Origin of the sequence: Xanthomonas sp. NCPPB 3569 (assembly GCF_041475645.2) — a bacterium.
In the GTDB taxonomy this organism is placed as follows: domain Bacteria; phylum Pseudomonadota; class Gammaproteobacteria; order Xanthomonadales; family Xanthomonadaceae; genus Xanthomonas; species Xanthomonas phaseoli.
In genome coordinates, this window is the sequence record NZ_CM192969.1 from 4,715,955 (window position 1) to 4,740,279 (window position 24,325).

19 protein-coding genes are annotated in these 24,325 nt (G+C 64.6%); 11 read left to right on the forward strand and 8 right to left on the reverse strand.

The window, feature by feature from the left end:
* Positions 1 to 464 precede the first annotated feature (464 nt).
* From ACCQ03_RS20405 to ACCQ03_RS20415, 3 genes are all read left to right on the forward strand, one after another.
* Positions 465 to 2,825, forward strand: a complete 2,361-nt coding sequence (locus ACCQ03_RS20405; RefSeq protein WP_209227425.1) for a S9 family peptidase — start codon at positions 465 to 467, stop codon at positions 2,823 to 2,825.
* Positions 2,826 to 2,889: 64 nt separating this feature from the next.
* Entirely contained in the window at positions 2,890 to 3,861 is a 972-nt protein-coding gene (locus ACCQ03_RS20410) for an IS5 family transposase (RefSeq protein WP_150147813.1), read from the forward strand.
* Between the two features lie 111 nt (positions 3,862 to 3,972).
* Complete coding sequence (locus tag ACCQ03_RS20415; RefSeq protein ID WP_209235776.1) at positions 3,973 to 4,902, forward strand: hypothetical protein; 930 nt, start codon at positions 3,973 to 3,975, stop codon at positions 4,900 to 4,902.
* Positions 4,903 to 5,309: 407 nt separating this feature from the next.
* Here the strand turns inward: ACCQ03_RS20415 and ACCQ03_RS20420 are convergent, their stop codons facing one another.
* Complete coding sequence (locus tag ACCQ03_RS20420; RefSeq protein ID WP_150147813.1) at positions 5,310 to 6,281, reverse strand: IS5 family transposase; 972 nt, start codon at positions 6,279 to 6,281, stop codon at positions 5,310 to 5,312.
* Between the two features lie 78 nt (positions 6,282 to 6,359).
* Between ACCQ03_RS20420 and ACCQ03_RS20425 the strand changes: the two genes are divergently transcribed.
* The 3 genes from ACCQ03_RS20425 (at position 6,360) to ACCQ03_RS20435 (ending at position 8,346) form a co-directional block, all read left to right on the forward strand.
* On the forward strand, positions 6,360 to 6,815 hold the full coding sequence (locus ACCQ03_RS20425; protein ID WP_209227971.1) for a hypothetical protein: 456 nt from the start codon (positions 6,360 to 6,362) through the stop codon (positions 6,813 to 6,815).
* Between the two features lie 462 nt (positions 6,816 to 7,277).
* On the forward strand, positions 7,278 to 7,667 hold the full coding sequence (locus ACCQ03_RS20430; RefSeq protein WP_057678523.1) for a DUF4124 domain-containing protein: 390 nt from the start codon (positions 7,278 to 7,280) through the stop codon (positions 7,665 to 7,667).
* A gap of 52 nt (positions 7,668 to 7,719) precedes the next feature.
* Positions 7,720 to 8,346 carry a CPBP family intramembrane metalloprotease gene (locus tag ACCQ03_RS20435; RefSeq protein WP_237377060.1) on the forward strand — a complete coding sequence of 209 codons (627 nt, stop codon included), beginning with the start codon at positions 7,720 to 7,722 and terminating at the stop codon, positions 8,344 to 8,346.
* Here the strand turns inward: ACCQ03_RS20435 and ACCQ03_RS20440 are convergent.
* Positions 8,247 to 9,361, reverse strand: a protein-coding gene (locus ACCQ03_RS20440; protein ID WP_170922305.1) for an IS3 family transposase whose coding sequence is annotated in 2 segments (ribosomal slippage) — positions 8,247 to 9,109 and positions 9,109 to 9,361 — 1,116 coding nt in all. Because the reading frame shifts where the segments join, the coding sequence is not laid out codon by codon here. The two genes, ACCQ03_RS20435 and ACCQ03_RS20440, sit on opposite strands and share 100 nt — an antisense overlap.
* Positions 9,362 to 9,477: 116 nt before the next feature.
* On the opposite strand from ACCQ03_RS20440, the gene ACCQ03_RS20445 reads away from it, so the two are divergent.
* Together ACCQ03_RS20445 and ACCQ03_RS20450 are read left to right on the forward strand one after the other, a co-directional pair.
* Entirely contained in the window at positions 9,478 to 9,585 is a 108-nt protein-coding gene (locus ACCQ03_RS20445; protein ID WP_240476547.1) for a CPBP family glutamic-type intramembrane protease, read from the forward strand.
* A gap of 58 nt (positions 9,586 to 9,643) precedes the next feature.
* Positions 9,644 to 10,378, forward strand: coding sequence for a hypothetical protein (locus tag ACCQ03_RS20450; RefSeq protein ID WP_057678470.1), 735 nt, complete (start codon positions 9,644 to 9,646; stop codon positions 10,376 to 10,378).
* Between the two features lie 298 nt (positions 10,379 to 10,676).
* Here ACCQ03_RS20450 and ACCQ03_RS20455 read toward each other — a convergent pair whose 3' ends face one another.
* Positions 10,677 to 12,083 (reverse strand): amidase, encoded by a 1,407-nt coding sequence (locus ACCQ03_RS20455; RefSeq protein ID WP_209227810.1) that lies wholly within the window; start codon positions 12,081 to 12,083, stop codon positions 10,677 to 10,679.
* A 121-nt stretch (positions 12,084 to 12,204) separates the two neighbouring features.
* On the opposite strand from ACCQ03_RS20455, the gene ACCQ03_RS20460 reads away from it, so the two are divergent.
* Positions 12,205 to 12,780 carry a TetR/AcrR family transcriptional regulator gene (locus ACCQ03_RS20460; RefSeq protein WP_209227812.1) on the forward strand — a complete coding sequence of 192 codons (576 nt, stop codon included), beginning with the start codon at positions 12,205 to 12,207 and terminating at the stop codon, positions 12,778 to 12,780.
* Positions 12,781 to 13,184: 404 nt separating this feature from the next.
* Here the strand turns inward: ACCQ03_RS20460 and ACCQ03_RS20465 are convergent, their stop codons facing one another.
* The 5 genes from ACCQ03_RS20465 to ACCQ03_RS20485 form a co-directional block, all read right to left on the reverse strand.
* Positions 13,185 to 14,489, reverse strand: a complete 1,305-nt coding sequence (locus ACCQ03_RS20465) for a jacalin-like lectin (RefSeq protein WP_209227814.1) — start codon at positions 14,487 to 14,489, stop codon at positions 13,185 to 13,187.
* A gap of 69 nt (positions 14,490 to 14,558) precedes the next feature.
* On the reverse strand, positions 14,559 to 15,860 hold the full coding sequence (locus ACCQ03_RS20470) for a histidine-type phosphatase (RefSeq protein WP_209227816.1): 1,302 nt from the start codon (positions 15,858 to 15,860) through the stop codon (positions 14,559 to 14,561).
* A gap of 104 nt (positions 15,861 to 15,964) precedes the next feature.
* Positions 15,965 to 18,859, reverse strand: coding sequence for a TonB-dependent receptor (locus ACCQ03_RS20475; RefSeq protein ID WP_209227840.1), 2,895 nt, complete (start codon positions 18,857 to 18,859; stop codon positions 15,965 to 15,967).
* Positions 18,860 to 19,323: 464 nt separating this feature from the next.
* Entirely contained in the window at positions 19,324 to 20,397 is a 1,074-nt protein-coding gene (locus ACCQ03_RS20480; RefSeq protein WP_209227818.1) for a FecR family protein, read from the reverse strand.
* Entirely contained in the window at positions 20,397 to 20,921 is a 525-nt protein-coding gene (locus ACCQ03_RS20485; protein ID WP_057678461.1) for an RNA polymerase sigma factor, read from the reverse strand. Before ACCQ03_RS20485 ends, ACCQ03_RS20480 begins: the two co-directional genes overlap by 1 nt.
* 348 nt (positions 20,922 to 21,269) lie before the next feature.
* On the opposite strand from ACCQ03_RS20485, the gene ecfK reads away from it, so the two are divergent.
* Together ecfK and ACCQ03_RS20495 are read left to right on the forward strand one after the other, a co-directional pair.
* Entirely contained in the window at positions 21,270 to 21,809 is a 540-nt protein-coding gene (ecfK, locus tag ACCQ03_RS20490) for an ECF-type sigma factor EcfK (protein WP_057678467.1), read from the forward strand.
* Positions 21,788 to 24,313, forward strand: a complete 2,526-nt coding sequence (locus ACCQ03_RS20495) for a protein kinase domain-containing protein (protein WP_209227820.1) — start codon at positions 21,788 to 21,790, stop codon at positions 24,311 to 24,313. Before ecfK ends, ACCQ03_RS20495 begins: the two co-directional genes overlap by 22 nt.
* The last annotated feature ends 12 nt before the right edge of the window (positions 24,314 to 24,325 follow it).

Genomic DNA, 24,325 nt, shown 5'->3' on the forward strand with positions numbered 1-24,325 from the left:
CGCGTGCCTTGTGCGGCACGGCAAATCCCCTGCTCGCGGGCCGAGATCCTACCTCGGCATGGCAGCGCCGGGCGCTGCGATGCGGCCATTCGCGCCCGCTGTGAATGGCTGTCGTGCGATACCTGTGCACAACGACGTTTTCCATATTCCTGCGAAATTTCTCCCGGATTCGTCTGCGTTTGTGCCAGCCCGGCACGCGCACGCCTGGCTTCGTCAGCCCAGTCGCGTTGAAGAGTTCATTGCTTGGCTGGCGTCTCGCGCCTCGCTGATGCCATGCACTGCTGTCGCCTGTCGCTGCATGCCTTGCGCAGCGCTCGGCACGGTCGCGGCCGCTAATCACGAGCGGTTAGTTGTTGCGCGCTGCACGCAGCCACGCACGCATGACCTGTGGCCCAGCCCGCGGCGAAGGCGAACTGCTAGGCTTGCGCGCTCTCCTTTGCGTCCAGCCGTGTCCGATGCCTAGATTGTTGCCGTTGACCCTTCTGCTGCTGGCCACCACTGCGCATGCGCAGTCTGCCGCCCCGCTCACCATCGAACAGGCGATGGCCGACCCGGACTGGATCGGGCCGTCGGTGGACCAGGCCTGGTGGCAATGGGATGGCAAACAGGTGCAATACCTGCTCAAGCGCAATGGCAGCCCGGTACGCGACACCTATCGCCAGAGCATCGGCGGCGGCACCGCCGAACGTGTGGCCGACACCGCGCGCGCCGGCCTGGATGCGGCAAACCCCAGTTACGATGCCACCCGTCAGCGCATGCTGTTCGCACGTAACGGCGACATCTTCCTGCGAGACCTGCGCACAGGTGCGCTGACCCAGCTGACCCGCAGCAACGAGACCGAATCGCGTCCGCAGTTCGCCAGCGACGGCGGTGCGATCTGGCGCGCGGGCAACAACTGGTACCACTGGCGCGCCGACGGCGGCACCGCGCAGGTGGCGGTGGTCAAGGCCGAGCGCGATCCCAACGCCGCTCCCAAGGCCGATGTGCTGCGCGAGCAGCAACTGGCGACGCTGGCCACCTTGCGCCGCGACAAGGAGCAACGCGACGCGCTACGCACGCAGGAAGATGCCTGGCGCCGCGCCGATGCCACGCGTGCGGCAGCGCCGGTGTATCTGGGCGATGAGGTGGAAATTGTCGATAGCGCCTTGTCGCCGGACGGCCGCCATCTGCTGGTGGTCACACAGGCCAAGAACGCCGACGAAGGCCAGGCCGGCAAGATGCCCAAATACGTGACCGAATCCGGTTACGAAGAATTCCAGGAAGTGCGTACCCGTGTCGGCCGCAACGCACCGACCGCGCATGCGCTGTGGCTGGTGGATGTCGGCGCGGGCACGGCCAAATCGCTGTCGTTCGATCCGCTCCCCGGCATCGCCACCGACCCATTGGCGGCCTTGCGCAAGGCCGCCAAGCGTGACCCTCTCAAGGGCAACCGCGCAGTGCGCGTGGAAAGCGATGGCGACGGCAGCGGGCCGGCCGTGCACTGGAGCGACGACGGCCGCAATGTGGCGGTGGAAATTCGCGCGGTGGACAACAAGGACCGCTGGATCGCCAGCGTGGACCTGGACAACGCCAAGCTGCAGCCGCGTCACCGTTTGAGCGACAGCGCGTGGATCAACTGGGACTTCAACGATTTCGGCTGGCTGCCCGACAACCGCACGCTGTGGCTGCTGTCGGAAGAATCCGGCTATTCGCAGCTGTATACCGTGGACGGCAACGGCAAGCCGCGCCAGCGCACGCGCGGCAAGTGGGAAGTGTCGATGCCGGTGCCCAGCGCCGATGGCAGCGGCATGTTCTTCCTGTGCAACCAGAAATGGCCGGGCGATTACGAAGTCTGCAAGCTCGATCTGCGCAACGATCAGCTCACCGAGATCACTGCGTTGAACGGCGTGGAAGGCTTCAGCCTGTCGCCCGACGGCCAGCAGTTGCTGGTGCGCTACTCCGGCAGCTATCTACCGACCCAACTGGCCGTGGTGCCGGCCACCGGCGGCCAAACCACCGTGCTCACCGACACCCGTACGCCCGCCTTCAAGGCGCAGCCGTGGATTGCGCCGCAGTACGTGCAAATCCCGTCCAAGCACGGCGCCGGCACGGTCTGGGGCAAGTATTACGGGCCCAGGACACCCGAGCCGGGCAAGCAGTATCCGATCGTGATGTTCGTGCACGGCGCCGGATATCTGCAGAATGTCTCCGAACGCTATACCCCGTATTTCCGCGAGCAGATGTTCCACAACCTGCTGGTGCAGCAGGGCTATATCGTGCTGGACCTGGACTATCGCGCCTCCGAAGGCTACGGCCGCGATTGGCGCACGGCGATCTATCGCAACATGGGCCACCCCGAGCTGGAAGATTATCTGGATGGCCTGGACTGGCTGGTGGCCACCAAGCAGGGCGATCGCGCACGCGCCGGCATCTATGGCGGCTCGTACGGCGGCTTCATGACCTACATGGCGTTGTTCCGCAGCCCTGGCACGTTCAAGGCCGGAGCGGCGCTGCGCCCGGTCGGCGACTGGATGCAGTACAACCACGAGTACACCTCCAACATCCTCAACACGCCCGAGCTCGATCCGGAGGCCTACAAGACGTCCTCGCCGATCAACTACGCCGAGGGCTTGCGCGATCATCTGCTGATCGCGCACGGCATGATCGACGACAATGTGTTCTTCAAGGACTCGGTCGACATGACCCAGAAGTTGATGGAGCTGCACAAGGACAACTGGCAGGTGGCGCCGTACCCGCTGGAACGCCACGGCTTTACGCGCGCCGATTCGTGGCTGGACGAGTACAAGCGCATCCTCAAGCTGTTCAACGAGCAGGTGAAGCCTTAGGGAAACTCTGAACAATCCATCGTGATCTGCCACAATCGATCAACGACCCGAGTAGACGATTTCGATGCAGCTGACCTTCGGCGACGCGGAGTACAACGGCAAGCGCAAGCGGACGCGGCGTGAGGTGTTCTTGGCCGAGATGGACCAGGTCGTGCCGTGGAAGGACCTGCTGGCGCTGATCGAGCCGCACTACCCGAAGTCGGGGCAGCCGGGGCGACAGCCGTATCGGCTGGAGACCATGCTGCGCATCCACTTTTTGCAGCAGTGGTATGCACTGAGCGATCCATCGGCGGAAGAAGCGCTGTACGACACGGTGTCGATGCGCCGTTTCGCCAAGATCGGCGGGCTGGATGAGGTGCCGGACGAGACGACGATTCTCAACTTCCGCCATCTGTTGGAGCAGCACGATTTGGCGCGCAAGCTGTTCAATCGGGTCAACGCGCACCTGTCGCGCAAGGGGCAGAGCTTGCGCGGCGGGACGATCGTGGACGCCACGATCATCGCTGCGCCCAGCTCGACCAAGAACAAGGATGGCGAGCGCGATCCGGAGATGCACCAAACCAAGAAGGGCAACCAGTACTACTTCGGGATGAAGGCGCACATCGGGGTGGACGATGACTCCGGGCTGGTGCACCACGTGGAGTGCACGGCGGCCAACGTGGCCGATATCACACAAGCGCACAAGCTGCTGCACGGCAAGGAGGACACGCTGTGCGCGGACAGCGGCTACACCGGGCTTGAGAAACGCGAGGAGATGAAGCGCAAGCGCAAACTGCGCTACCTGATCGCGGAGAAGCCCTCGAAGCTGAAGCAGATTAAGAACAAGCGCGAACTGAAGTTGGCCAAGCGCTGGGAGCACACAAAAGCCAGCCTGCGTGCAAAGGTGGAACACCCGTTTCGGGTGATCAAGCGCCAGTTTGGCTACGTCAAGGTGCGCTATCGCGGTTTGGCGAAGAACACCGCACAGATGCTGATGCTGTTTGCGCTGTCGAATCTGTGGCTGAAGCGCAAAGAGTTCATTACCGCCGCGGGGTAGGTGCGCCCGTAATCGGGACGATACCCCGAAAAAGCGCCAAAAACGGCGAAAAACCGAGGATCTGAGCGCGGTCACCGCGACCGATATGGCTTACCACATCCTCCGATCGCGTTGTTCAGACCTTCCCTAACTGTAAATTTATCTCTACATGGCTGGGAGGTTGCAGTGCCAAAAATAATATTTTGGAATGCGGAGCATCTTTCGCCGAATGCGGCAGATATCGCTGAGCGGGCGCTTAGGCGCGAGAAAAAATCGGCTGAGCGCGCTAAGATAATGGCGTCTAAATGTAAAAAAGACGAGCCAACACGCGCCACAACCCGAAGATCCATCAAAGACGTCATGAATGCGGGCAACCGATATGAGCGAGCGGAGGCGCGTGCATTCAAGAGTCTTGACGTTGCTGCGAAGAAGTCAGCTCGTCTGAGGAATAAGTTGCTTCTCTCAGAGGATCTAACCGTTTCCGCTTCTCGTGTATTTTTTTGCGAAGTTTTGATTGATCATCCAGATGTCCGCAGCCCGTTGTTGGGAGGGTTGCCCGCTGGCGGAGCGACTCTATGTTATGCACACTATAACGGAGACTTGAGCAGTGATTTTACAAACTGCGCAATAACTGATGGATGGTACGTCGGTCCCGCGCTGCCGCCGATGCCTCGCGTGCCACGTGGAGTATTAATCAACGTGAGCCGCGGAGTGGCTGCGGGACAAGCGGTAAGGTGTTGCTTTTGGCATGCCCCATCGGGGAACGATGGAACAATCGTGGCACAGATGGCGAACGGTCTTCATGCGGCAGGGCAGCCTTTCGTTCTCTTTGGCGACCTTAACGCTGAGCCAAAAGACTACAGCGCCACTCTCGCCGTGGGGGTCGTCATTCTTGAGCCTCCAGGGGGCACCCGGATATCGGGTAGAATCTTGGATTATGCCATCACAAATCAGCCAGATTTTTTTAATTCTTGTCGACCGCTTTATTCAGGGGATCAGAATTTTAAAATTAAGGAGCGGACGGGTTCCGATCACATGGTTATGGTGCTTGACATGAAATAGGTACAAGCTAAACCAAACAAAGGGGTCCAAAGGGGTCGGAGTGATTTACAAATATCATTTGCAGAAGCAAAGGCAGGAACAAGGGAGTCAAAGCGATTTGCGGTTAGTGAGTTATCCATGACCTATTACACCTACTGCAGGGACCCATCACAGCCCACCATTGCGGCCGTTAAAACCTTACATTCGTAGGTCGCAGTAAGCAGTTGGAATGGCGAAGTTCGGCGTTGCGGATCGCGGTGAATATATATTCATTTTACTAATGCGTTATCCGTTAGCTTTAGGGAAGGTCTGAACAACGCGATCGGAGGATGTGGTAAGCCATATCGGTCGCGGTGACCGCGCTCAGATCCTCGGTTTTTCGCCGTTTTTGGCGCTTTTTCGGGGTATCGTCCCGATTACGGGCGCACCTACCCCGCGGCGGTAATGAACTCTTTGCGCTTCAGCCACAGATTCGACAGCGCAAACAGCATCAGCATCTGTGCGGTGTTCTTCGCCAAACCGCGATAGCGCACCTTGACGTAGCCAAACTGGCGCTTGATCACCCGAAACGGGTGTTCCACCTTTGCACGCAGGCTGGCTTTTGTGTGCTCCCAGCGCTTGGCCAACTTCAGTTCGCGCTTGTTCTTAATCTGCTTCAGCTTCGAGGGCTTCTCCGCGATCAGGTAGCGCAGTTTGCGCTTGCGCTTCATCTCCTCGCGTTTCTCAAGCCCGGTGTAGCCGCTGTCCGCGCACAGCGTGTCCTCCTTGCCGTGCAGCAGCTTGTGCGCTTGTGTGATATCGGCCACGTTGGCCGCCGTGCACTCCACGTGGTGCACCAGCCCGGAGTCATCGTCCACCCCGATGTGCGCCTTCATCCCGAAGTAGTACTGGTTGCCCTTCTTGGTTTGGTGCATCTCCGGATCGCGCTCGCCATCCTTGTTCTTGGTCGAGCTGGGCGCAGCGATGATCGTGGCGTCCACGATCGTCCCGCCGCGCAAGCTCTGCCCCTTGCGCGACAGGTGCGCGTTGACCCGATTGAACAGCTTGCGCGCCAAATCGTGCTGCTCCAACAGATGGCGGAAGTTGAGAATCGTCGTCTCGTCCGGCACCTCATCCAGCCCGCCGATCTTGGCGAAACGGCGCATCGACACCGTGTCGTACAGCGCTTCTTCCGCCGATGGATCGCTCAGTGCATACCACTGCTGCAAAAAGTGGATGCGCAGCATGGTCTCCAGCCGATACGGCTGTCGCCCCGGCTGCCCCGACTTCGGGTAGTGCGGCTCGATCAGCGCCAGCAGGTCCTTCCACGGCACGACCTGGTCCATCTCGGCCAAGAACACCTCACGCCGCGTCCGCTTGCGCTTGCCGTTGTACTCCGCGTCGCCGAAGGTCAGCTGCATCGAAATCGTCTACTCGGGTCGTTGATCGATTGTGGCAGATCACGATGGATTGTTCAGAGTTTCCTTAGGGGTATAGAGATGAGTCTGGTGGTCGCGGTCTGGTCAGAAGGCGCCACGCGCTCGGCGAATGAGACGGTGCATGCAAGATTGACTCGCCTGCACAAACAGGTGACGTTGGTGCTGCGGCGAACATCGCCGACGTTCATGGTATTCATGGCTTCAGAGTTCCTGTTTATGCACGCGCATCCGGCAGGGGCGGGGTTGCGCTGGTACAGCAAGAACGAGCGCGATGAAGCGCTCCGAGGTATCGCCGCGACATCGCGCCTGTTCGGCAGGCTGCTGCTGGTCGGTGGAAGCATCTGCTGGGCCAAGCCGGTAAGCCATGTCTTTGGCAAGACGGAATGGCGCGTGCGCAACCAAGTGCCGGTCTGCTATGGAGGCAAACTGATCTCCTTGTATGGGAAGCGTCTGGAGGGGCGAGGTCTATCCAGGGGATGCACTCCGCATTCACCAGATCCGGCGAGGAGCGTTTAACCAGGATATGTACGAGCGCGGCGAAGATGACATCTCCGGAAATCGCCAGTACAGGATCGTGCAAGCTACGGGAAATCTTCGGGATAACGGCGTCAGATTGACTTATCGTTCGACACAGCGACTTGCAATACCGACGAGCCGCTCAATGCCCCCAAAAAAAAGATGCCTCGACGGCCGCAGTGTTTGCGTGTCGGCGGAAACTGCAGTTTTTTGCGTTTCCGCCGCCGTCTGGACCTGTCTCAGGCACAACAAAGGGTGCATGCGACATTGGTGAGCGAGCACTGTGCGTCCGCTTGACGCTGCTATCGGCAATGTGTCGGTTTTGTGGCGGTCCAAGCCTGCCGTTAACAAGCCGCCAAGCGCGCTTTACCCATCTTCGTCACCAAAGAACAGAACGCGTGCTCCAAGAGACAACGCTTCGCCTCCTACTATCGGTAAGCTATGCCGTCTAGGAGGGGGATAATGAAAAGAAGTCTTGCGATAGTGATGTGCATGCTGGCATTGCCGGCAGCGGCGCAGTCGGCCTACAAGTGCAGCGATGCGAAGCTGGGAACCGTTTACCAGTCCACGCCGTGCGCCGACGGCGCCGAGCAGAAGCGTTGGAACAAGCAAGCCGCGCCGGCCCCGACGGCGACAGCCACAGCTGCGCAGGCGGGTACGCAAGCAGCGTCCGGCAATAACCAGGAATCAAACCTGGGCTTACACCTGATCAGTTACGAGCGCCAGCCGAGCCCAGAGGCGTGTACGCGCGCCACCCATGTGCGCGACAGCGCACGCGCCGACACTACGATGCGTGGCGATCCGGATTTCATGCAGGCTGTCGAGCGAGCAGTCGTGCAGGCCTGTCGCTAGACAGTGCGTTTCAAGTTGAGTCTCTGCAATCAATGCATGCCAAGGACGATCGATGCAAGAACGTGAAGGAGCGTCTGCGGGATGGGGCGAGTTATTGCTCGTGGTGACGATTGCGTTCGGGCTTTCGATCTGGTCCAGCATTTCGGCAGTGGCGCGCGATGCCGTCGAGCCGGTCTTCTCCGACGCGAGCCTGTGGGGCATGGTGTTCTACGAACTGCTCATTCTGGCGATTTTGTTGCCAGTGTTGTGGTTCCGCGGATGGAGGCCGCAGTCATTGGGGCTGCAGTGGCAGCGGCGCGATTTGGCGGCGGGGCTCGGCTTGCTGGCGGTGTGCCTGTTGGTCACCTATCCACTGACGCTGTTGAACTGGAGCTCGGGGATCAACACGGATCCATTCGATGCGATGGTTGCCGGGCGGCTATCGATCACGGCTGTGCTGGCGATCTCGCTGATCAATCCGATCTTCGAGGAAGTGTTCGTGTGCGGTTACGTCATCCGCGCCCTGGAGCCGCGGCATGGGCGGGCGGTCGCGGTGAATGTGAGCGTGGCGATCCGCACCTCGTATCGTAAGCTCCCCCGTCAAGCAGACAGTCCAAAAGTAGACCTTCTGGCGTGTTGGTTGCGGTACTCGGTCGGCGTTAGGCCGCCGAGCGCGTCATGGGGCCGCTGTTCGTTGTAATCGATCATCCACCAATGGGTAGCTTCGCGGATATCGTCGAGGCGGGTGAAGAGGTGCTGGTCGAGCACTTCTTCCCGGAAGGTGCGGTTGAAACGTTCGATGAAGGCGTTCTGGTTCGGCTTGCCGGGCTGGATGTACTGGATCGCCACGCCATTGACCTTCAGCCAGCTGGTAAATGCGTCGCCCAGAAACTCTGGTCCGTTGTCGGAACGCACGACCTGCGGCAGGCCATGATCGTGCTTGATCTGCTCGAACACGCGCACCAGACGATGCGAGTTGATCGACGTATCCACCTCGATGTGGAGCACCTCGCGGTTGAAGTCGTCGACCACGTTGAAGGTGCGGAAGCGTCGGCCGCACGCCAGAGCGTCGCTCATGAAGTCGACCGACCAGACGGTATCAGGCAACCTTGGGACATACAGCGCGACACGCTCGCGCTTGGGAAGCCGCCGCTTCGCAGCGCGGCGCAGGTTGAGCCGCATGGCCTTGTACACGCGATAGATTCGCTTCGGGTTCCAGTCAGGTCGCGTCCTGCGCAGTACGTCGCTGCATTTCCAAAAGCCGCGACTGGGGCGGTCTTCGACGACACGTGCGATCGCCGCGATCAACTCGGCATCGCGTACTGTCCAGTCGAGCGGTGGCGCATACCACGCCGCACGTGCAAGCCCGACGCATGCACAGGACCGACGCAGCGGCCGCGCGTGTACCTCGATCAGGTACCGCACGGCCTCGCGCTTGCGCGCCGGCCCTAGAGTTTTTTTGCGATGAGATCCTTCATGGCCGCATTGTCGAGCGCCAACTCGGCGTACATCCGCTTGAGCTTGGCGTTCTCCGACTCAAGCTCCTTGACCCGCCGCAGCTCCGAAGCCTCCAGGCCTCCGTACTTACTCTTCCACTGGTAGTACGTCGCTGTGCTGATACCAACCTGGCGACAGACGTCCTTGACCGGCACGCCGGCGTCGGCCTGCTTGAGCGTCGCGACGATCTGCGTCTCGGTGAACTTTGAGGTGCGCATAGAACCTCCTGGCTGAGGTAACGATGCCAGAAATATCCACTTATGCGGTGTCTGTCAGGCTGGGGAGCTTACGGTATCACCTGTATCAGGGTCCGATTGGCGCCATCAGCATCTTGATGCTCGGGCTGATCCTGGGGTGGTGGATGGCCCGACGCGGGCGACTGTGGCCGGCGATCCTGGCGCATGGCGTGCTGGATCTGCTGGGGTTGATGGTCTACACCTGACTGGCCTGGCGCAGCCGCGATGCCGCACACTTGCTGCTTGGTCGAACAGGACGAAGCAATGGCACGGCGATATGGATGGTGCGGGATACTGGTGTGGCTGGCGGCGTTCGGCGCGATGGCGGCCGGTCCAACGCCCGGCGAATACGGCACCAAGCAAGGTTGGGGCAGCCTGCAGGTCAGCGACAAGGGTGGGGCGCGCCACTTCGAGATTCTCGCGGTGGGCGCCAACGGCCACACGTGTTCGCTGGAGGGCACGCTGCAGGGCGAAAAAGCAGAAGTGAGCGATGCCAGCGACGCGCCATGCAGGCTGTCGTTCAAGCCGGTGGCAGGTGGCTTCAGCATTGCCGCACTGACGCAGGACAGCTGCCGCGATTACTGCGGCATGCGCGCCAGCTTCGAAGGCGACTATCTGCAATTGCCGGCCGGCTGCACCTCCGCCGCTAGCAGCCGACGACGTGAAGCGTATCTGCGCGACTATCGCGGCAAGCGCTATACCGAAGCGCTCGCCGGTATGCAGGCGTTCGCGAGCGAGTGCGGCGAGTTCCTGAACTGGCTCGATCGCGACCGTTTCGCCAACGACCGCGCGCTCACCCTGCTGCGCCTGAATCGCCCGAAAGAGTGCCTGGCGGCGTTGGACGAGACCATGGCCGGTCGCAGCCGCGATGAGGCCTCATTCCAGGCGGAGCTGGACAAGAACAGCACGATGCTGCCGCCCAGCGACTGGGATGCGTACCTGCCCATTGCCAGGTCCACCTGGTTCAATCGCAAGCTCTGCGAGGCGGCCCAGCGTTGAATGGGAGATGGCTTGCGTTGATAAGCGTAAGCAGCCCCCTGGGTGCGGCGGCATGCCGATGGGCGTTTGTGCGTAACCGAGATGACGCTAGAACGCTGGCCGTCATTGCGTTTCCAAGTGATTAAAGCCGCGTTACCGCAGGCGACCGCGCGATGGATGCCGACGCAGGAAAATAGTCAGCGTGATCTGCAAACACCAGGGTCAATGATTTACAGCAGGATGAACTCTGACCGCGTCGTCTTTCTGGGAATCGATGGAATGGCGCTCGGGAGTTGCCGGCTCCCGAGCGCTGTTGCACTCACAGCGACGGGTGCAGGTTGCGGACCGGGCTGACGCTTTCCAGCAGCGCGGCGACATGCAGGATGGTGGATTCGGCCTGCCACTTGCCGACGATCTGTACGTTGATGGGCAGGCCTTCCTTGCTGGTGCCGAATCGCATCGCTACGCCAGGCAGGCCGGCGACGTTGAGCGGCACCGTTGCGCCCTGAAGATAGGTGGCGTCCACGGTCTGGCCGTCGATGGTGAATTCCGCGACGCCGTGCTTGTGGGCGGGGATGGGTAGGACGTGGGTGATGAGGGCGTCGTAGCGGCTGAAGTAGTCGGCATAGCCGTCGCGGATGCGCTCGGCCGCCTGCTCTGCGGCGATGTAGTCGGTGAGCGAGGTGTCGGCGATCGACAGCATCGTCTTGGACATCTTGAACATCAGATCTTCATGGCCCGCAACTGCCTCGGCAAACGCCGGCTTCATCTCCATGACGTGCAACTTGTTGAAGACATCGAGTGCGAAATCGCGTTCCAGTGCCGGGATGCGCACCTCTTCGACGAAGATGCCGATGTCCTTCAGCGCATCGGCCGCCGCGCGCACGGTCGCTTGCACTTCCGGGTCGACCGGGCCGTAGCCGGGGCCGATCATCCAGCCCACCCGCAGCGGTCGGTAGGGTTGGCGGCCGATGCCGGCGTCGAACGGCACGGCACTACTGGAAAAGGCGTCCTTGCCATCGGGACCGGCAAGCTGTGCGAAGGCGAGCGCGATGTCGCGGACCGAGCGGGCCATCGGCCCGACATGCCAGAAGCGGCGAGGCGCACGCGGCCAAATGCCGGTCATCGGAATGCGGCCGTGAGTCGCCTTGATCGAGGTAATGCCGGTCTGCGCTGCCGGGCCACGCACCGAGATGGCCAGATCGGTGCCGAGACCGATCGGCGACATGCCCGCGGCGATGGCCGCCGATTCACCGCCACTCGATCCACCCGAGGTACGGCTGACATCCCACGGATTGCTGGTCGGGCCGGTGAGCAGGTTGTCGCTTTCGATCCAGTACGAGAACTCCGGCAGGTTGGTCTTCGCCAGCAGGATGCCGCCTGCTTTCTTCATGCGTGCCACGCTGGTTGCATCGGTGTCTGGACGGCGCCCCTTGAAAATCGGCGACCCGCGCTGGGTGAGCACGCCGACGGTGTCGATGGAGTCCTTCACCGTAAAGGGCACGCCATGCAGCGGGCCGAGCGCATCGCCTGCAAGCACCGCGGCCTCGGCTGCCTTGGCTGCGCTGAGCGCGCTATCGGCCAGATTGACGATGGCATTGATCTGGGGATTCACCGCCTCAATGCGGTCCAGGTGCGCCTGCACGACCTCGCCCGGGGAGATCTCCTTGGTGCGGATCAGTTCTGCCAGCTGGGTGGCATCTTGATAAAAAAGTTCGCTGCGCATGGGTCGCCTCTCAAAGGAAAGTTGGATGGCAAACGCGGCTCGGCATCAACTACCTAACGTTTGTTAGGTAACACGATGCGCGCTATACTGCGCGCTGTCAACACCTGTCGAAGGCGGACGTGTGAAGAAGCAGGAAAGTACGAATTCCAGCGACAAGATCCTGATGGCGGCGACCAGGATCGCGCAGGCGCACGGCTACAGCGGTTTGAACGTGCGCAGCCTTGCGGAGGATGTGGGCATCAAGGCGGCCAGCCTCTATCACCACTTCCCGAGCAAGGCGGACCTCGCCGCCGCCGTCGCCAAACGCTATTGGGAAGATTCGGCCGCCACATTGGACGCCTTGTCAGCGGAAACGAAAGAGCCGATGAAGGCGTTGCGCCGCTATCCGGAGACCTTCCGTCGCTCGCTGGAAAACGGAAATCGCATCTGCCTGTGCAGCTTCATGGCTGCCGAGTACGACGACCTTCCGGACATAGTGAAAGACGAGGTTCAAGCCTTTGCCGATGTGAACATCGCATGGCTTTCCAAGATGCTGGTTGCGGCAGAGGTTGTGGGTGCCAAGGACGCCAAGAAGCGCGCTCGCGCCATCTTTGCCGCAATCGGCGGCGCGCAGCTGATGGCTCGCGGTCGATCCGACATCAAGCTCTTCGATGCGTTGATCGAAAGTTACCAAGCAAGTGGGCTGTTGCCGAAATGAGCGTGCCCCCGTCGCGGTGGGGCCTCTGGTGTCGTCTCAGCCTGCAGGCGCCTCTGAGCAAGGGGCGCTCGGCGTGATGGATGGACATCGGTTGGATGAAGCAACTGGCGGCCAGCGCGGCCGAGTCGGCACCTTTTGGCTGAGGATCGCGTTGATCTGAGCCAAGCAGCTGGGCTGTACGCGAAGGCCTGAGCAAGCGATCACCGGGTCATCCTCGTGTCCTGGCCGGGGTGGCCGATGCGGGCTTGCCATGCGGCGATCCGGCACCCGGTGCAGCGCTTAGATCCCGGCGACCATCACGAGCACAGCCTCTTGGTAGACGCGGCCTGTCCGACGCGGCAAGGACAGCACGGCGTCTTGCATGCCGTGCTGTCCGCTGTGTCCGCAAGAGTGCAAGCGCTCTGTCAATTCTTCCGGTAAATCACCCCAAGCTTGTCGATGGCATCGCCGGCGCGGCCGGTGAAGCCGGCGATATGCCAGCCGGCGGGGGCGGTAAGGGTGTAGCGCTCGCTGGTCGGGGTGCCGGCGGCGATGCTGCGGCCCTGGTTGGTGGTCAGGCTCAGCGAGAACAGCCGGGTGCGGCCGTTGTACTGGCCCACCGTGAGGGTCGCCGAGGTCAGTTGTTCGCCGGTCGCCAAGGCCAGGGTGGTGGCGGTTCCGCCGCTGCCGCCGTGGGCCAGGGTGACGCCGTTGTCCAGGCTGGCGGCCACCGCATCCAGACGCGCGTCACCGCGCAGGGTGACGCTGCGCAGTTGGCGTTGGTGGGCGCCGCCGGCCACGTCGTTGAACGGTACGCCATGCGGTCCGCCGAAACTGTCGCTGGTGCGCACGTCGGTGCCCACCGCCCAACCGAATTGCGCATACAGCGGATAGTGGTCCGACAGCGGCTTGCCGGCGCTGTCGTAGAAGTTGCCTGGATCGAGCTGGTAGCGGTTGGCGGCCAGGGTCAGCTGCGGCGCGGCGCGGTACAGGATCTTGTCGACGACCTCGCAGGGATTGGTCGGCGGGGTGCCGCACAGCAGCGGCGCCGCGCCGGCGGCCGGGGCGTTGCCCTTGATCAGTTCCACCCACGGATCAATCAGGTTGTTGCTGGCGATGAGCTCGCGGATGTTGTCTTCGCTGCGGGTGTAGCGAGTGTTGGAATCCATCATCACCAGCACGGCGTTGCCGGCCGACCAGGTGGTGATGAACTGCGACAGCTGGCTGATGTTGGCGCGGCGGGCGGCCAGATCGGCGCTTGCGTCACCGGCATTGGGATGGGCGTTGTAGACGTCCAGCAGCACGCCGTTGTCCAACCGCAGCTGCATGTAGCTGAAGCCCTTCGGCGTCAGGCAGTCGGTGCCGTTGCACTTGTCCCACTTCACCCGGGTGAGGTCGTTGAAGGGGTAGTTGCTCAGCGTGTTGAGGCCATCGCCGATGGCGGCGCCACCGCTGGTGGGGGTGCGGTAAGGGTGGTTGTCGCCGGCATAGAGCGCGGCGTGATAGTTGAAGTCCTCCTGCACGTTGACCAGCGCGTACGGCGCCAGCTTGGGTGCGAGCAGCGGCGTGTTGGTGGCGGGATTGCTGCTGGAGATGCCTTCGGGCAGGCCAGCGACGTTGTAGGTGAGCACGTCGAGGACGCCGACGCTGGATTGCGCGTGGGCGACGCCGGCGCAGGCCAGGGTCAAGCCGATTCCGACACTGAGCAGAGAACGAAGATGCTGGAGCATGGTGACCTCGTGCGGTTGGGGAACAGCGAATGGACGCGACGCGTTGGGCCCAGCGCGCCGCGTAGGGGATCAGTGGTCCATGGCGAGCGGATCGAGGGCGGCCTGGACGAGGTGGGCGAACTGCGGCAGTGGGCAGTCGTAGGCCGGCGTGGCGGTGCTGCAGCCGGGAATGAAGATGGCCGCGCTCGGCGGCGGTGCCTGTAGCGTCAATGGCTGTCGTTCGCGCAGCTGCGTCAGGCTCTGCGCGGTGTAGCGCAGGCGGATGACGCGCTGGCCGTCCGCACGTCGCCAGCGCTCGAACACTAGCGCGCCGCCGGGCACCGTCTGGTCCGCCTGGTAGCCTGGCAACTGCCAATGCAGATCGAACATGCCAGCCAGCAGGGTCAGCGTGCCGTCGTGGCCGGACACCACCACCAGACGCGCATCGCCGCCGATGGCGTCGGCAGAAGAGGCTGCATCGCTACCTTGCTGCAGCGTCGCCAGCAGGCGTGCGGCCAGCGGCGTGCTGGCCAGGCGGGCGACGGTGGGCGTGCGCAGACGTAGGGCGAATTCGGCCTGGTGCGGGGCGAACACGCGCAGCAGCGTGGCTTCGTCCAGGCCTTGCCAGCCGAGTGCAGCGAAGTCCTGCCCATCGGCCCAGCCCATCAGCAGGCTTTCGGTGATGCCTGAAGCGGCGGCAGCCGGACCATCGATACCGGGAATCGACGGGCCGGCATCGTCCAGCCCGGCCGGTACCGTGGTCAGGCGCAGCTTGCCGGGCGCAGCCTGCGGCGGGCAGGGGCGTTGGGCGCATTGCAGCAGCAGGTGTTCGAGCGTGTCGATTGCATCGGCCTGTGCGGCGTTCCAGGCGCGGGCGTCACCGCCGATGCGGCCGGCGATGGCCGCCTGCATGCGCGCACGCGCGTCGGGCTGACGCAGCGCGGCGGTGCCATCGAACAACACATCGGAACGGCCGGCGGCCACGCTGTGCACCGGGTTGGCGCAGCCAGGCGTCAACGTGCTGGCCAGCGCCTCGGCCGAGGCGATGGTGCGTTGGGTGCGGTTGGCCCAGTAATAGGCCTGGCCGCAGCCATCGCCGGTCAACAGGCCCAGGGCGGTGTAGCGCGCGCGGTAGTAATCGCCGAACAGGCGCTCCAGCTGCGCGCCGTTGGCGGTGAGGTGACCGGCCGGCACGGCGAAGCGCGGCCATGGGTGCAGCGAATAGCGGCCGAGCTGTTCGGGGCTGGACATCGCCGCACGCACGCCATGGCGCTTGAGAATCAGCACCTTTTCCAGCGTGTCGGGCGCCGCGTCGGTGGCGTGGGCGGGGCAGAGCGGTACGAGCGCGAGCCCGAGAAGGGCGGCAGCGCGTCGGCAAAAACGCAGAAGCATCGGCAGATCCAGTGCGAATGAAGCGGTGGGACGAAACCATCGGCGCAGGGCGCTGGCGGCCGCGCGCGAACGCGGCGACCGCCACGTAAGGCATGCAGGCGCGCTTAGAAACGCGCGCGCAGACCCAGCGACCAGGTGCGGCCGTAGTCGGTATAGCCGCCGAACAGGTGGTCGCCGACGTATTGCCGCTGCACCTGGCCGGTGAGGTTGATGGCGTTGACGAACACCGACAGGGTGTCGTTGACCTTCCAGGCGACATTGGCGTCCAGGCTGCCGAAGGCATCGCTGTTGAGCGTGGCGACGTTGGCGGTACCGACCGCGTTGACGATGTTGTCGCTCCAGCTGTAGCTGGCGCGCGCCATCAGCGGGCCCTTCTCGTAGAACAGCACGGCGTTGTAGGTGTTCTTGGCTACGCCTTCCAGGCTGTCGGTGAAGCGGCGGTCGCCATCGCGGTAGGTCGCCTCGCTGTCGGTGAAGGTGTAGTTGAGCTGCATGCCCAGGCCGTCCAGCGGCGCCGGCAGGCCGGTGAACACCTGCTGGTAGGCCAGTTCCACGCCTTTGACGCTGGCCTGGCTGCCGTTGGTCTTGGACGAGAGCAGATAGGTCTGGCCCTGATAGTCCAGGTACGACAGCTGGGTCTGGATGAAGCTGGAGATGTCCTTGTAGAACACGCCACCGGTCAGCGCCGAGGTGCCGTCGATGTACCACTCGAAGGTCAGGTCGTACTGCCACGCCTCGAACGGCCGCAGCGCCGGGTTGCCGCCGCTGGCGGTCAGCACTTCGCCACTGGAGTTGAAGGTGAGCTTGGACGACAGGTCGGTGAGATCCGGGCGGGTGATCACCTTGGCCGCCGAGGTCCGCAGCACCATGTCCTCGCGCACGTCCCAGGCCGCATTGAACGACGGCAACGCGTTGGTATAGCTGCGCTCGAAATGCACCGGCTGGGCAGCGCCGTCGAGGTCGGCGTGACCGTCGGTGGTCTGCTCGGTGCGCACCAGCCGTACGCCCAGGTTGCCGCGCAGCTCGCGTCCGGCCAGGTTGCCGCCGAAGTCGGTCATCGCATACGCCGAGCCGATCTTCTCGCGCACCTCGTAGGAGTTCTGCAGGTCGGCGCTGTTGGGCGTGTCGCTCAGATCGGCGGCGGTCGGCCAGTTGCCCCAGAACGGCGCTTCGATCGGCGCCAGCCAATGCCGCGGCAGCGTGCCCTTGCCATCGACCAGCATGTCGCTCACCGGCAGTGCGGTGAAATAGCTGGCCGGAAACTGCACGCCGGCGATGCGGTTGAACAGCAGGTCGGCGCGATCGTAGGTGCGCGAGCGCTGGCGGTACTTGGCGCCGAACTTGATGTCGCGCAGCCAGCCATCGCCGAGCGTGCGCTTGGCGTCCAGCTGCAGCGCGTCTTCCTTGTCGCGCGCGTCGATCTCGCGCCATTCCAGCCTGCGCCCGCTGACGCTGGCCGGGTTGGTCGGATCGAAGCCGTTGGTGAAGCTCCAGTTCGGCACGTTGTCGTCGTCGGCCTGCGGCATCTCCACCCGCATCGACAGGTTGCTGGCGCTGCGCAGGCGCGTGCGGCGGATCGGGTCGGAGTCGTAGCTGTGTGCTTGCGAGTGGAATGCCACTGCACCGAGCGTCCACAGATCGCCATTCCAGGTGCTGGACAGGCGTGCGCTGCGGTTGTCGTCGGTGATGCCGGAGGTTTCGCGCGAGACCTGCACCTGGCCATTGCGATAGTCGAAGCCGGTCACCCCGCCGTGGTCCACGCTCAGGTTGCTCATCTTGGACACGCCGTCGAAGCCCACGCCCAGGCTGTATTCGTCGTAGTGCACCGTCTGCTTGGCATACAGCAGGTCCAGGTTGGTTTCCCAGGCCGCGCTGGGGCGCCATTGCAGCGAAGCGGCCACGCCGGTGCGCTCGCGCTCTTCCAATTCCAGCGTCGGGCGCAGCCCGGTGGGCAGGTAGGACGCACCCGGCGCACCAGGCACGCCGTTGGGGTAATAATCCCAACTCACTTCGTTGACGCGGTCCTGGCGCAGGCTGCGCTGTGCGTAGGCGCCGGACACCAGCATGCCGAAGGTGCCATCGGCATTGACCCAGTTGAACAGGCCGGACACGCGCGGGTCGTTGGCATGCGTGCGTTGCGCCTGGCTGGACTCCAGCGAGGTGTTGAGCAAGGTCTTGCCCAATTCCAGCGGGCGGAAGGTGCGCACGTTGACGATGCCGCCGATGGCACCTTCGTCCAGATCGGCGGTGGGGCTCTTGATCACATCCAGGCCGGAGACCAGTTCTGCCGGCAAGGTGTCGTAGCGAAACTGGCGGCCGGTCTGGCCGGAGGTGCGCACGTTCTCGTTGACCGCCATGGTCTGGCCGTTGAGCGTGGTCACCTGAAAATTCGGACCCAGGCCGCGCACGCGCACATACACGCCTTCGCCGCGGTCGCGCACGATCGACACGCCCGGCACGCGCTGCAAGGCTTCGGCCACGTTCTGCGCCGGCAGCTTGCCGATGTCTTCGGCGGCGATCACGTCGACCACGCTGTCGGCATAGCGTTTCTCGCGCAGCGCGGCGCTGAGGCTACCGGCATAGCTGCCCAGCACCTGGATGCTATCCAGTTCGCGCACCGGCGCACCGGCGGCGGCTGGGGTGGCGGTGGTGGTAGCGGCGGCAGGCGGCGTGGCAGCGGGCGCATCGCTCACCGTTTCGGCCGGTTCGATGGTCACCGTGGTCGGGGTCAGATAGCGATAGCGCAATCCGGTGCCCTGCAACAGTTGCTGCAAGGCCTGTTCGGGTGCGGCGCCGGCAGCGGTGCCGCGGCTTTGCAGCGTGCCGCCGACGCTGGCCGCATAGACGAATTGCAGGCCGGTCTGGCGCGACAGCGTATTGAGCGCGCGTGACAGCGGTTGCGCGGGAATGGCGTCGACTGCGACGGGTGGCGTCTGGGCACCGGCAGCGCCGGCATGCAGGGCGAGGGCAACGGACAGGAACAGGCAGCGGCGCATCATCACTTCCAGGCAGAGGGAGAGGGGGCACCGCATCGATCCACGCGGATCGAAGCGGCGACTACCCCCTCTACGAGGCGCGAGGAGCCAAGTCGGGCACCGTTTTTCGATGAATTTTCTGTGACACGTGCGCAGGCGATGACGTGCGCGTGCCGTGGAGTGCACGCAGGCCAGTGGTGCGTGGGGAAAAGCACGTTGCCGGTTCGATCGCCGATTGCGTCGATCGTTGCGTGACGCGGCACCATGCAGCGCAACGCGCACGCCGAGCTCCAATGCATCGGTCCCGATGGAAGGCGGGCGTTGCGCAGATGCGTCAGCGCCGATACGCGATACGAACAGGCATGGCAGTGCGACACCGCGGCGTGTTTGCCGATCGCATGCACACACCGGGCAATGCCTTGCTGTCTGCAGTGCCGATTCCTGCACGCACGTGAGCGTCAGCGTGTTGGCCGCACTCGCCGCGCGCGCTACCGGTGGGTGGTCGCCTGTGGTGCACGGCTGACGATGTGCAGCGCATCGGCGTGTTGTTCGAGCCGCAGGCCGGGCTGCCGTGCGAGAAACGCCTGCAGGCCGGCGAGATCGTCGCTACGCAGATTGCCGGTCAGGCGCATCGCGCCGGCGCGCGCATCGTCGATGTGCAGCTGGATGCGATTGAGGCGATTGAAGTCTTCGGCCACGTTGCGCAACGGCTCGTCGCGGAACACGATGCGCTGCTGCTGCCATGCATGCATGGTGGCGATATCTTCATTGCTCACTTCGACCTGGCCGGCCTCGTCGATGCGCGCGCTTTGTCCTGCGCCCAGGTTGGCCAGCATCGGCTGCGCCGGGTGGTCGGCGCGCCAGACATGCACGCGACCGGCAGACACGTCGACGCGTGCCTGCTGCCCATGCAGCGCAATGTCGAACGCGGTGCCGATGTCTTCCACGCGCAGGCCCAGTGCCCGTACCTGCAGCCGACGCCGGTCCGCTGCGACATCGAAGCTTGCCTGGCCCTGCAGCAACTGCAGGCGGCGCGACCATGGCGTCATCGTGGCCTGGATGCGCGTATCCGCATTGAGGAACACCACGCTGCGGTCGGCCAGCTGCACGCGGCGTTGTTCGCCATGCGCGGTGGCATACGTGGTGGTGCGCGGCCAGGCCCAGCTGCCGACGATGGTGATCAGGGCGAGCATCGCGGCCAGGCCGATCTGCCAGCGCGGCCGGCGTGCCAGCGACCGCGGCCGACGGGTCTGGGGTGCTGCGTCCGCTGCGCGCCGCGGCGGCAACGGCAGTGCGATCACGTTGCGCGCCGTCCCGGTGTCGCGTTGGCGCTCGGCCTGCAGCAGCGCCTCGACATCCAGCGCCATTGCATCCAATGCCTCACCGAGCGCACCGGCCACCTGCGTCACTGCCAGGTATTCGCGCACATGCGCCGGCGAGGCGGTCAGCCAGTCCATGAAACGCGCCTGCTGGTCGGCATCCAGCGGCTGCATGCGTTGCAGCGCATGCCAGTGTGCCGCTTCCTCGGTCAGGCGGCGTGCTGCCGCTGGCGATGCGCGCATCACCAGTGCGCTCCCTCGTCGGCCAAGGCCAGCCTGCAGGCCGACAGGCCACGCACCACGTATTTCTTGACCATGTGCGAAGACACCCCCAGGCGCTGGGCGATCTGCTTGTAGCTCAGGCCGTCGCGGTACTGCATCACCAAGACCGCGCGGACGCGTTCGGGCAACCCGGCCAGCACGGCCTGCAGGCGTTGCTGGCGCTGTTGCCGCTGGGCGCTGTCTTCGACATCGTCGCCGGCCACCAGCCGTTGCGCGAACTGTTCCATGTCCTCGATACGCAGCGGCGCCTGCCTGCGCCGCACCGCCTGCTCGCGCGCCAGATTGACCGCCACCGTATAGAGGTACGCTTCCGGGTTGGCGATGGCCTGGCCAGGCTGCTGATGCGCACGCAGCAGGCGCAGATAGGTTTCCTGGACCAGGTCTTCGGCGTCCTCGTTTGCTCCGCGGCGCACGAAGAAGCCGCGCAGCACCGGGCCATGCTCGGTGAACAGACGTGCCCAGGCGCGCTTTGGATGTGCGGACACCCGAACCTCCCACCCTTTGGAGGGGCGCAGGCTAGCGGCGTCGTATGACGTCGCGGTGACGCGGTCGCTGCCGATGACGTGACGGCAGGCACGCAAGACCGGCACCAGGCCCGTGCTTGCCCGCGCAGCCGCTGCGACCCGATACCGCGGCATCCTGGGGCCGTGTTCTGCCGGGGACAGGCTGGGCGTGCTTGGAATGGCCCCGGCTGCCGGCGACACCTTGCTACCTGCCTGGGCTGCTCCGCGGTCGGGGCGCGGTGATCGGGGATTCAAATGATTACCGGCGGCGTGTTCCGCGCTGGCGCCAATGCGGGATACTGCGTGTCCACGCAGGCGAGATGGGCTTGGATGTCCGAGCTGCCGATCACCGAGTTGTTGCAGGCCTGGCAGCGCGACGAACCCGGCGCGGGCGACGCTTTGGCGCGCCACGTCTATGACGTGCTGCGCGCCACCGCCATGCGCGAGCTGCGTCGCGACGGGCGCGCTGGATTGCAGGCGACCGAGCTGGTGCACGAGGCGTGGATGCGGCTGGAACAGGGCCAGCAGGGTTTCCGTTCGCGGGCGCATTTCTATTCGGTGGCCGCCCTGCAGATGCGCCACCTGTTGGTGGACCTGGCGCGCCAGCAGGCCAGCGCCAAACGGTTGGGGCAGGCGGTGACGCTGACCATCAGCCTGTCCGACGGCGCCGCACGGCCGGAGGCATTGATGCTGGTGGCCGATGCCTTCGACAAGCTGGCCCAGGTGGACGAGCGCAAGGCCCGTGCCTTCGCGTTGACCGAGCTGGTGGGTTTCAGCGTGGCCGAGGCCGCCGAACAGCTGGAGGTCTCGGTGCCGACGCTGGAGCGCGATCTGCGCTTTGCCAGGGTGTGGCTGGCGGCGCAGCTGTGAGCCTGGCCGCCACCGCGTGGCAACGCCTGGAAGCCCTGTTCCACCAGGCCTGCCAGTTGCCTGCTGCCGAGCGCGAGGCATTTGCGCGCGCGCAGGCCGGCGACGACGCCAGCGTGCGCGACCAATTGCTGGCGATGCTGGCGGTGGAATCGCAGGCCACCTTGCGCGTGCGGGCGCCGTTGAAACAGGCCGCCGCCGCATTGCGTGCGCCGTTACCGGAGCTGCCGGCCGGCACGCGCTTCGGTGCGTGGGCGATCGACCGCCTGATCGGCGCCGGCGGCATGGGCCAGGTGTATCTGGGTCACCGTGCCGATGGCGCGTACGAGCGCGAGGTGGCGATCAAGCTGGTGGCCGCCGATGCGCTGGATGCGCAGGGCCGTGCGCTGTTCGAATTCGAGTGCCGGCTGCTGGCGCAGATGGTGCACCCGGCGATCGCGCAGATCCACGACGTGGGTACCGATGCCCATGGCCAGCCGTATCTGGTGATGGAGTACCTGCGCGGCGAGCCGATCACCTGGTGGTGCGACGAACACCGCCTGTCGCTGCATGCGCGCGTGTTGCTGATGCTGCGCGTCAGCGAGGCAGTCCAGCACGCGCATCAGAAGGGCGTGATCCATCGCGACCTCAAACCCAGCAACGTGCTGGTCAGCGAGATCGACGGGCGGCCGATGCCGGGGGTGATCGATTTCGGCATCGCCATCGATGCGACCAACCCGGGCACGACCTGTGCGCACGATCGCGGCACGCCCGGTTACATGAGCCCGGAGCAGGCACGCGGCGCGCAGGATGTGGACGCACGCAGCGACATCTATGCGTTGGGAGCGATGTTCTACGAATTGAGTTGCGGGCTGGCGCCGGTGGCCGGGCGCGACGGGGTGCCGCAGCCGCCGTCGCAGCGGGTGGCTGCCGTGCCGGCCGATGCGCGTGCACGCATCTGCGCGGCGCGCGCGACCACCTACCAGAAATTGCACGAGGCGCTGCGCGACGGGCTGGATGCGATCGTGCTGCGCGCGCTGGAACCGCAACCGGGTGCGCGCTACGCATCGGTGTCCGCGCTGCTGGACGATCTGCATCGCTGGCTGGACGGTTACCCGCCGCGCGCCCTGCAGGCGAGCCGCTGGCTGCGGCTGCGCAAATTCACCCAGCGTCACCGCAGCGGCGTCGTTGCCGCCGGCCTGGCCGCGATTGCCGTGGTCGCCGGCCTGGGTGCCACGCTGTGGTCGCTGCAGCAGGCCGCGCGCGATGCGCAACGCGCGCAGGTCACCGGCGATTTCATGAGTTCGGTGTTGTCCAGCGTGGACCCCGGTGTGGCGCGCGGCCTGGACAAGACCCTGATGCTGCGCGTGCTGCAGCAGGCCTCGCAGCGTGCGGCGCGCGAGCTGGCCGACCAACCCGATGCGCGCACCCAGGTGGAACTGACGCTGGGCCGCACGCTCATTGCGCTGGCCAATTTTCCGCAGGCCGTGGAGCATCTGCGCATCGCACAGACCCTGGCACAGCAGACCGAGGGCGCGGGCAGCCTGCCGGCGTTGAAGGCGGTTTCCATGCTGGGTCAGGCGCTCACTGGCGACGGCAAGCCCGGCGACGCCGAGCGTGTCTTGCGCCAGGGCATTGCGCAGGCAGCACGCGGCGATGCGCAACAGCAGGCCATGGGCAACGAGCTGCGTGCCTGGTTGGCATGGGCCCTGCGCGAACAGGGCCGCATGCGCGATGCGTTGGCAGAGAGCCGGCATGCCTATGTCGCTGCGCTGGCCAATGCCTCCAGCAGCGCGGACCAGCGGATCGACGCCGGCAACAGCTACGCTGCCATGCTGGCCGAGAACGGCCAGCTGGTACCGGCGATCGCCTTGCAGCGCAGCCTGCTGCGCGAGCGCATGGCCATGCGCGGGCCCGAGCATCCGTTGGTGGTGTCGATGCGCAACAGCCTGGCGGTGTTCCTGCTGATGCAGCGCGACTTTGCCGGTGCCGAAGCCGAACTCGTGCCGCTGCTGCAGGTCACACGCAGGTTGTATGGCGAGAGCGCCGCCGACACCTTGATGGTCGAAGGCAACCTGGCCGGCGCGTTACGGCAGCAGGGCAAGCTGGCCGAAGCCGGGCCGTACTACCGCAGCGTGCTGGAGCGCGCGCGCGCGGCCTTCGGCAAGGATGCACCGGCCACCATCGCCTATCGCAGCAACCATGCGTTCTGGCTGCTGGATGACGGCCAGGTGGAGGCGTCGCTGGCCGAACAGCGCGCCGCGCTCGCGGCCTCCGAGCGTGTGCTGGGGCGCGCGCATCCGCAAACGGCCGAGATCCTGCGCGGCATGTCCGAAGCCGAGCGCAGGCTGGGCCAGACCGTGGCCGCGCGCGACCACGCGCAGCAGGCGTTGCAGATTCTTGCCGGCATGTTCGGCAATGCAGACGCGCCACTGCGTGCCGCGCGCCAGACCCTGGCGTTGGCGTTGGCGAAACCGTCGCCCGACACCCGTGAGGCAGAGACCACCACCTCGGTGGCGCAACGCTGAGACGAATTGTCG

Bases quoted from the DNA above. Each gene is read 5' to 3' on its own strand.
- ACCQ03_RS20430 (WP_057678523.1), top strand. From the start codon at position 7,278: ATGAAAAGAAGTCTTGCGATAGTGATGTGCATGCTGGCATTGCCGGCA.
- ACCQ03_RS20425 (WP_209227971.1), top strand. From the start codon at position 6,360: ATGAGTCTGGTGGTCGCGGTCTGGTCAGAAGGCGCCACGCGCTCGGCG.
- ACCQ03_RS20435 (WP_237377060.1), top strand. From the start codon at position 7,720: ATGCAAGAACGTGAAGGAGCGTCTGCGGGATGGGGCGAGTTATTGCTC.
- ACCQ03_RS20445 (WP_240476547.1), top strand. From the start codon at position 9,478: ATGCTCGGGCTGATCCTGGGGTGGTGGATGGCCCGACGCGGGCGACTG.
- ACCQ03_RS20480 (WP_209227818.1), bottom strand. From the start codon at position 20,397: ATGCGCGCATCGCCAGCGGCAGCACGCCGCCTGACCGAGGAAGCGGCA.
- ACCQ03_RS20475 (WP_209227840.1), bottom strand. From the start codon at position 18,859: ATGATGCGCCGCTGCCTGTTCCTGTCCGTTGCCCTCGCCCTGCATGCC.
- ACCQ03_RS20465 (WP_209227814.1), bottom strand. From the start codon at position 14,489: ATGCTCCAGCATCTTCGTTCTCTGCTCAGTGTCGGAATCGGCTTGACC.
- ACCQ03_RS20450 (WP_057678470.1), top strand. From the start codon at position 9,644: ATGGCACGGCGATATGGATGGTGCGGGATACTGGTGTGGCTGGCGGCG.
- ACCQ03_RS20470 (WP_209227816.1), bottom strand. From the start codon at position 15,860: ATGCTTCTGCGTTTTTGCCGACGCGCTGCCGCCCTTCTCGGGCTCGCG.
- ACCQ03_RS20410 (WP_150147813.1), top strand. From the start codon at position 2,890: ATGCAGCTGACCTTCGGCGACGCGGAGTACAACGGCAAGCGCAAGCGG.
- ACCQ03_RS20420 (WP_150147813.1), bottom strand. From the start codon at position 6,281: ATGCAGCTGACCTTCGGCGACGCGGAGTACAACGGCAAGCGCAAGCGG.
- ecfK (WP_057678467.1), top strand. From the start codon at position 21,270: ATGTCCGAGCTGCCGATCACCGAGTTGTTGCAGGCCTGGCAGCGCGAC.
- ACCQ03_RS20455 (WP_209227810.1), bottom strand. From the start codon at position 12,083: ATGCGCAGCGAACTTTTTTATCAAGATGCCACCCAGCTGGCAGAACTG.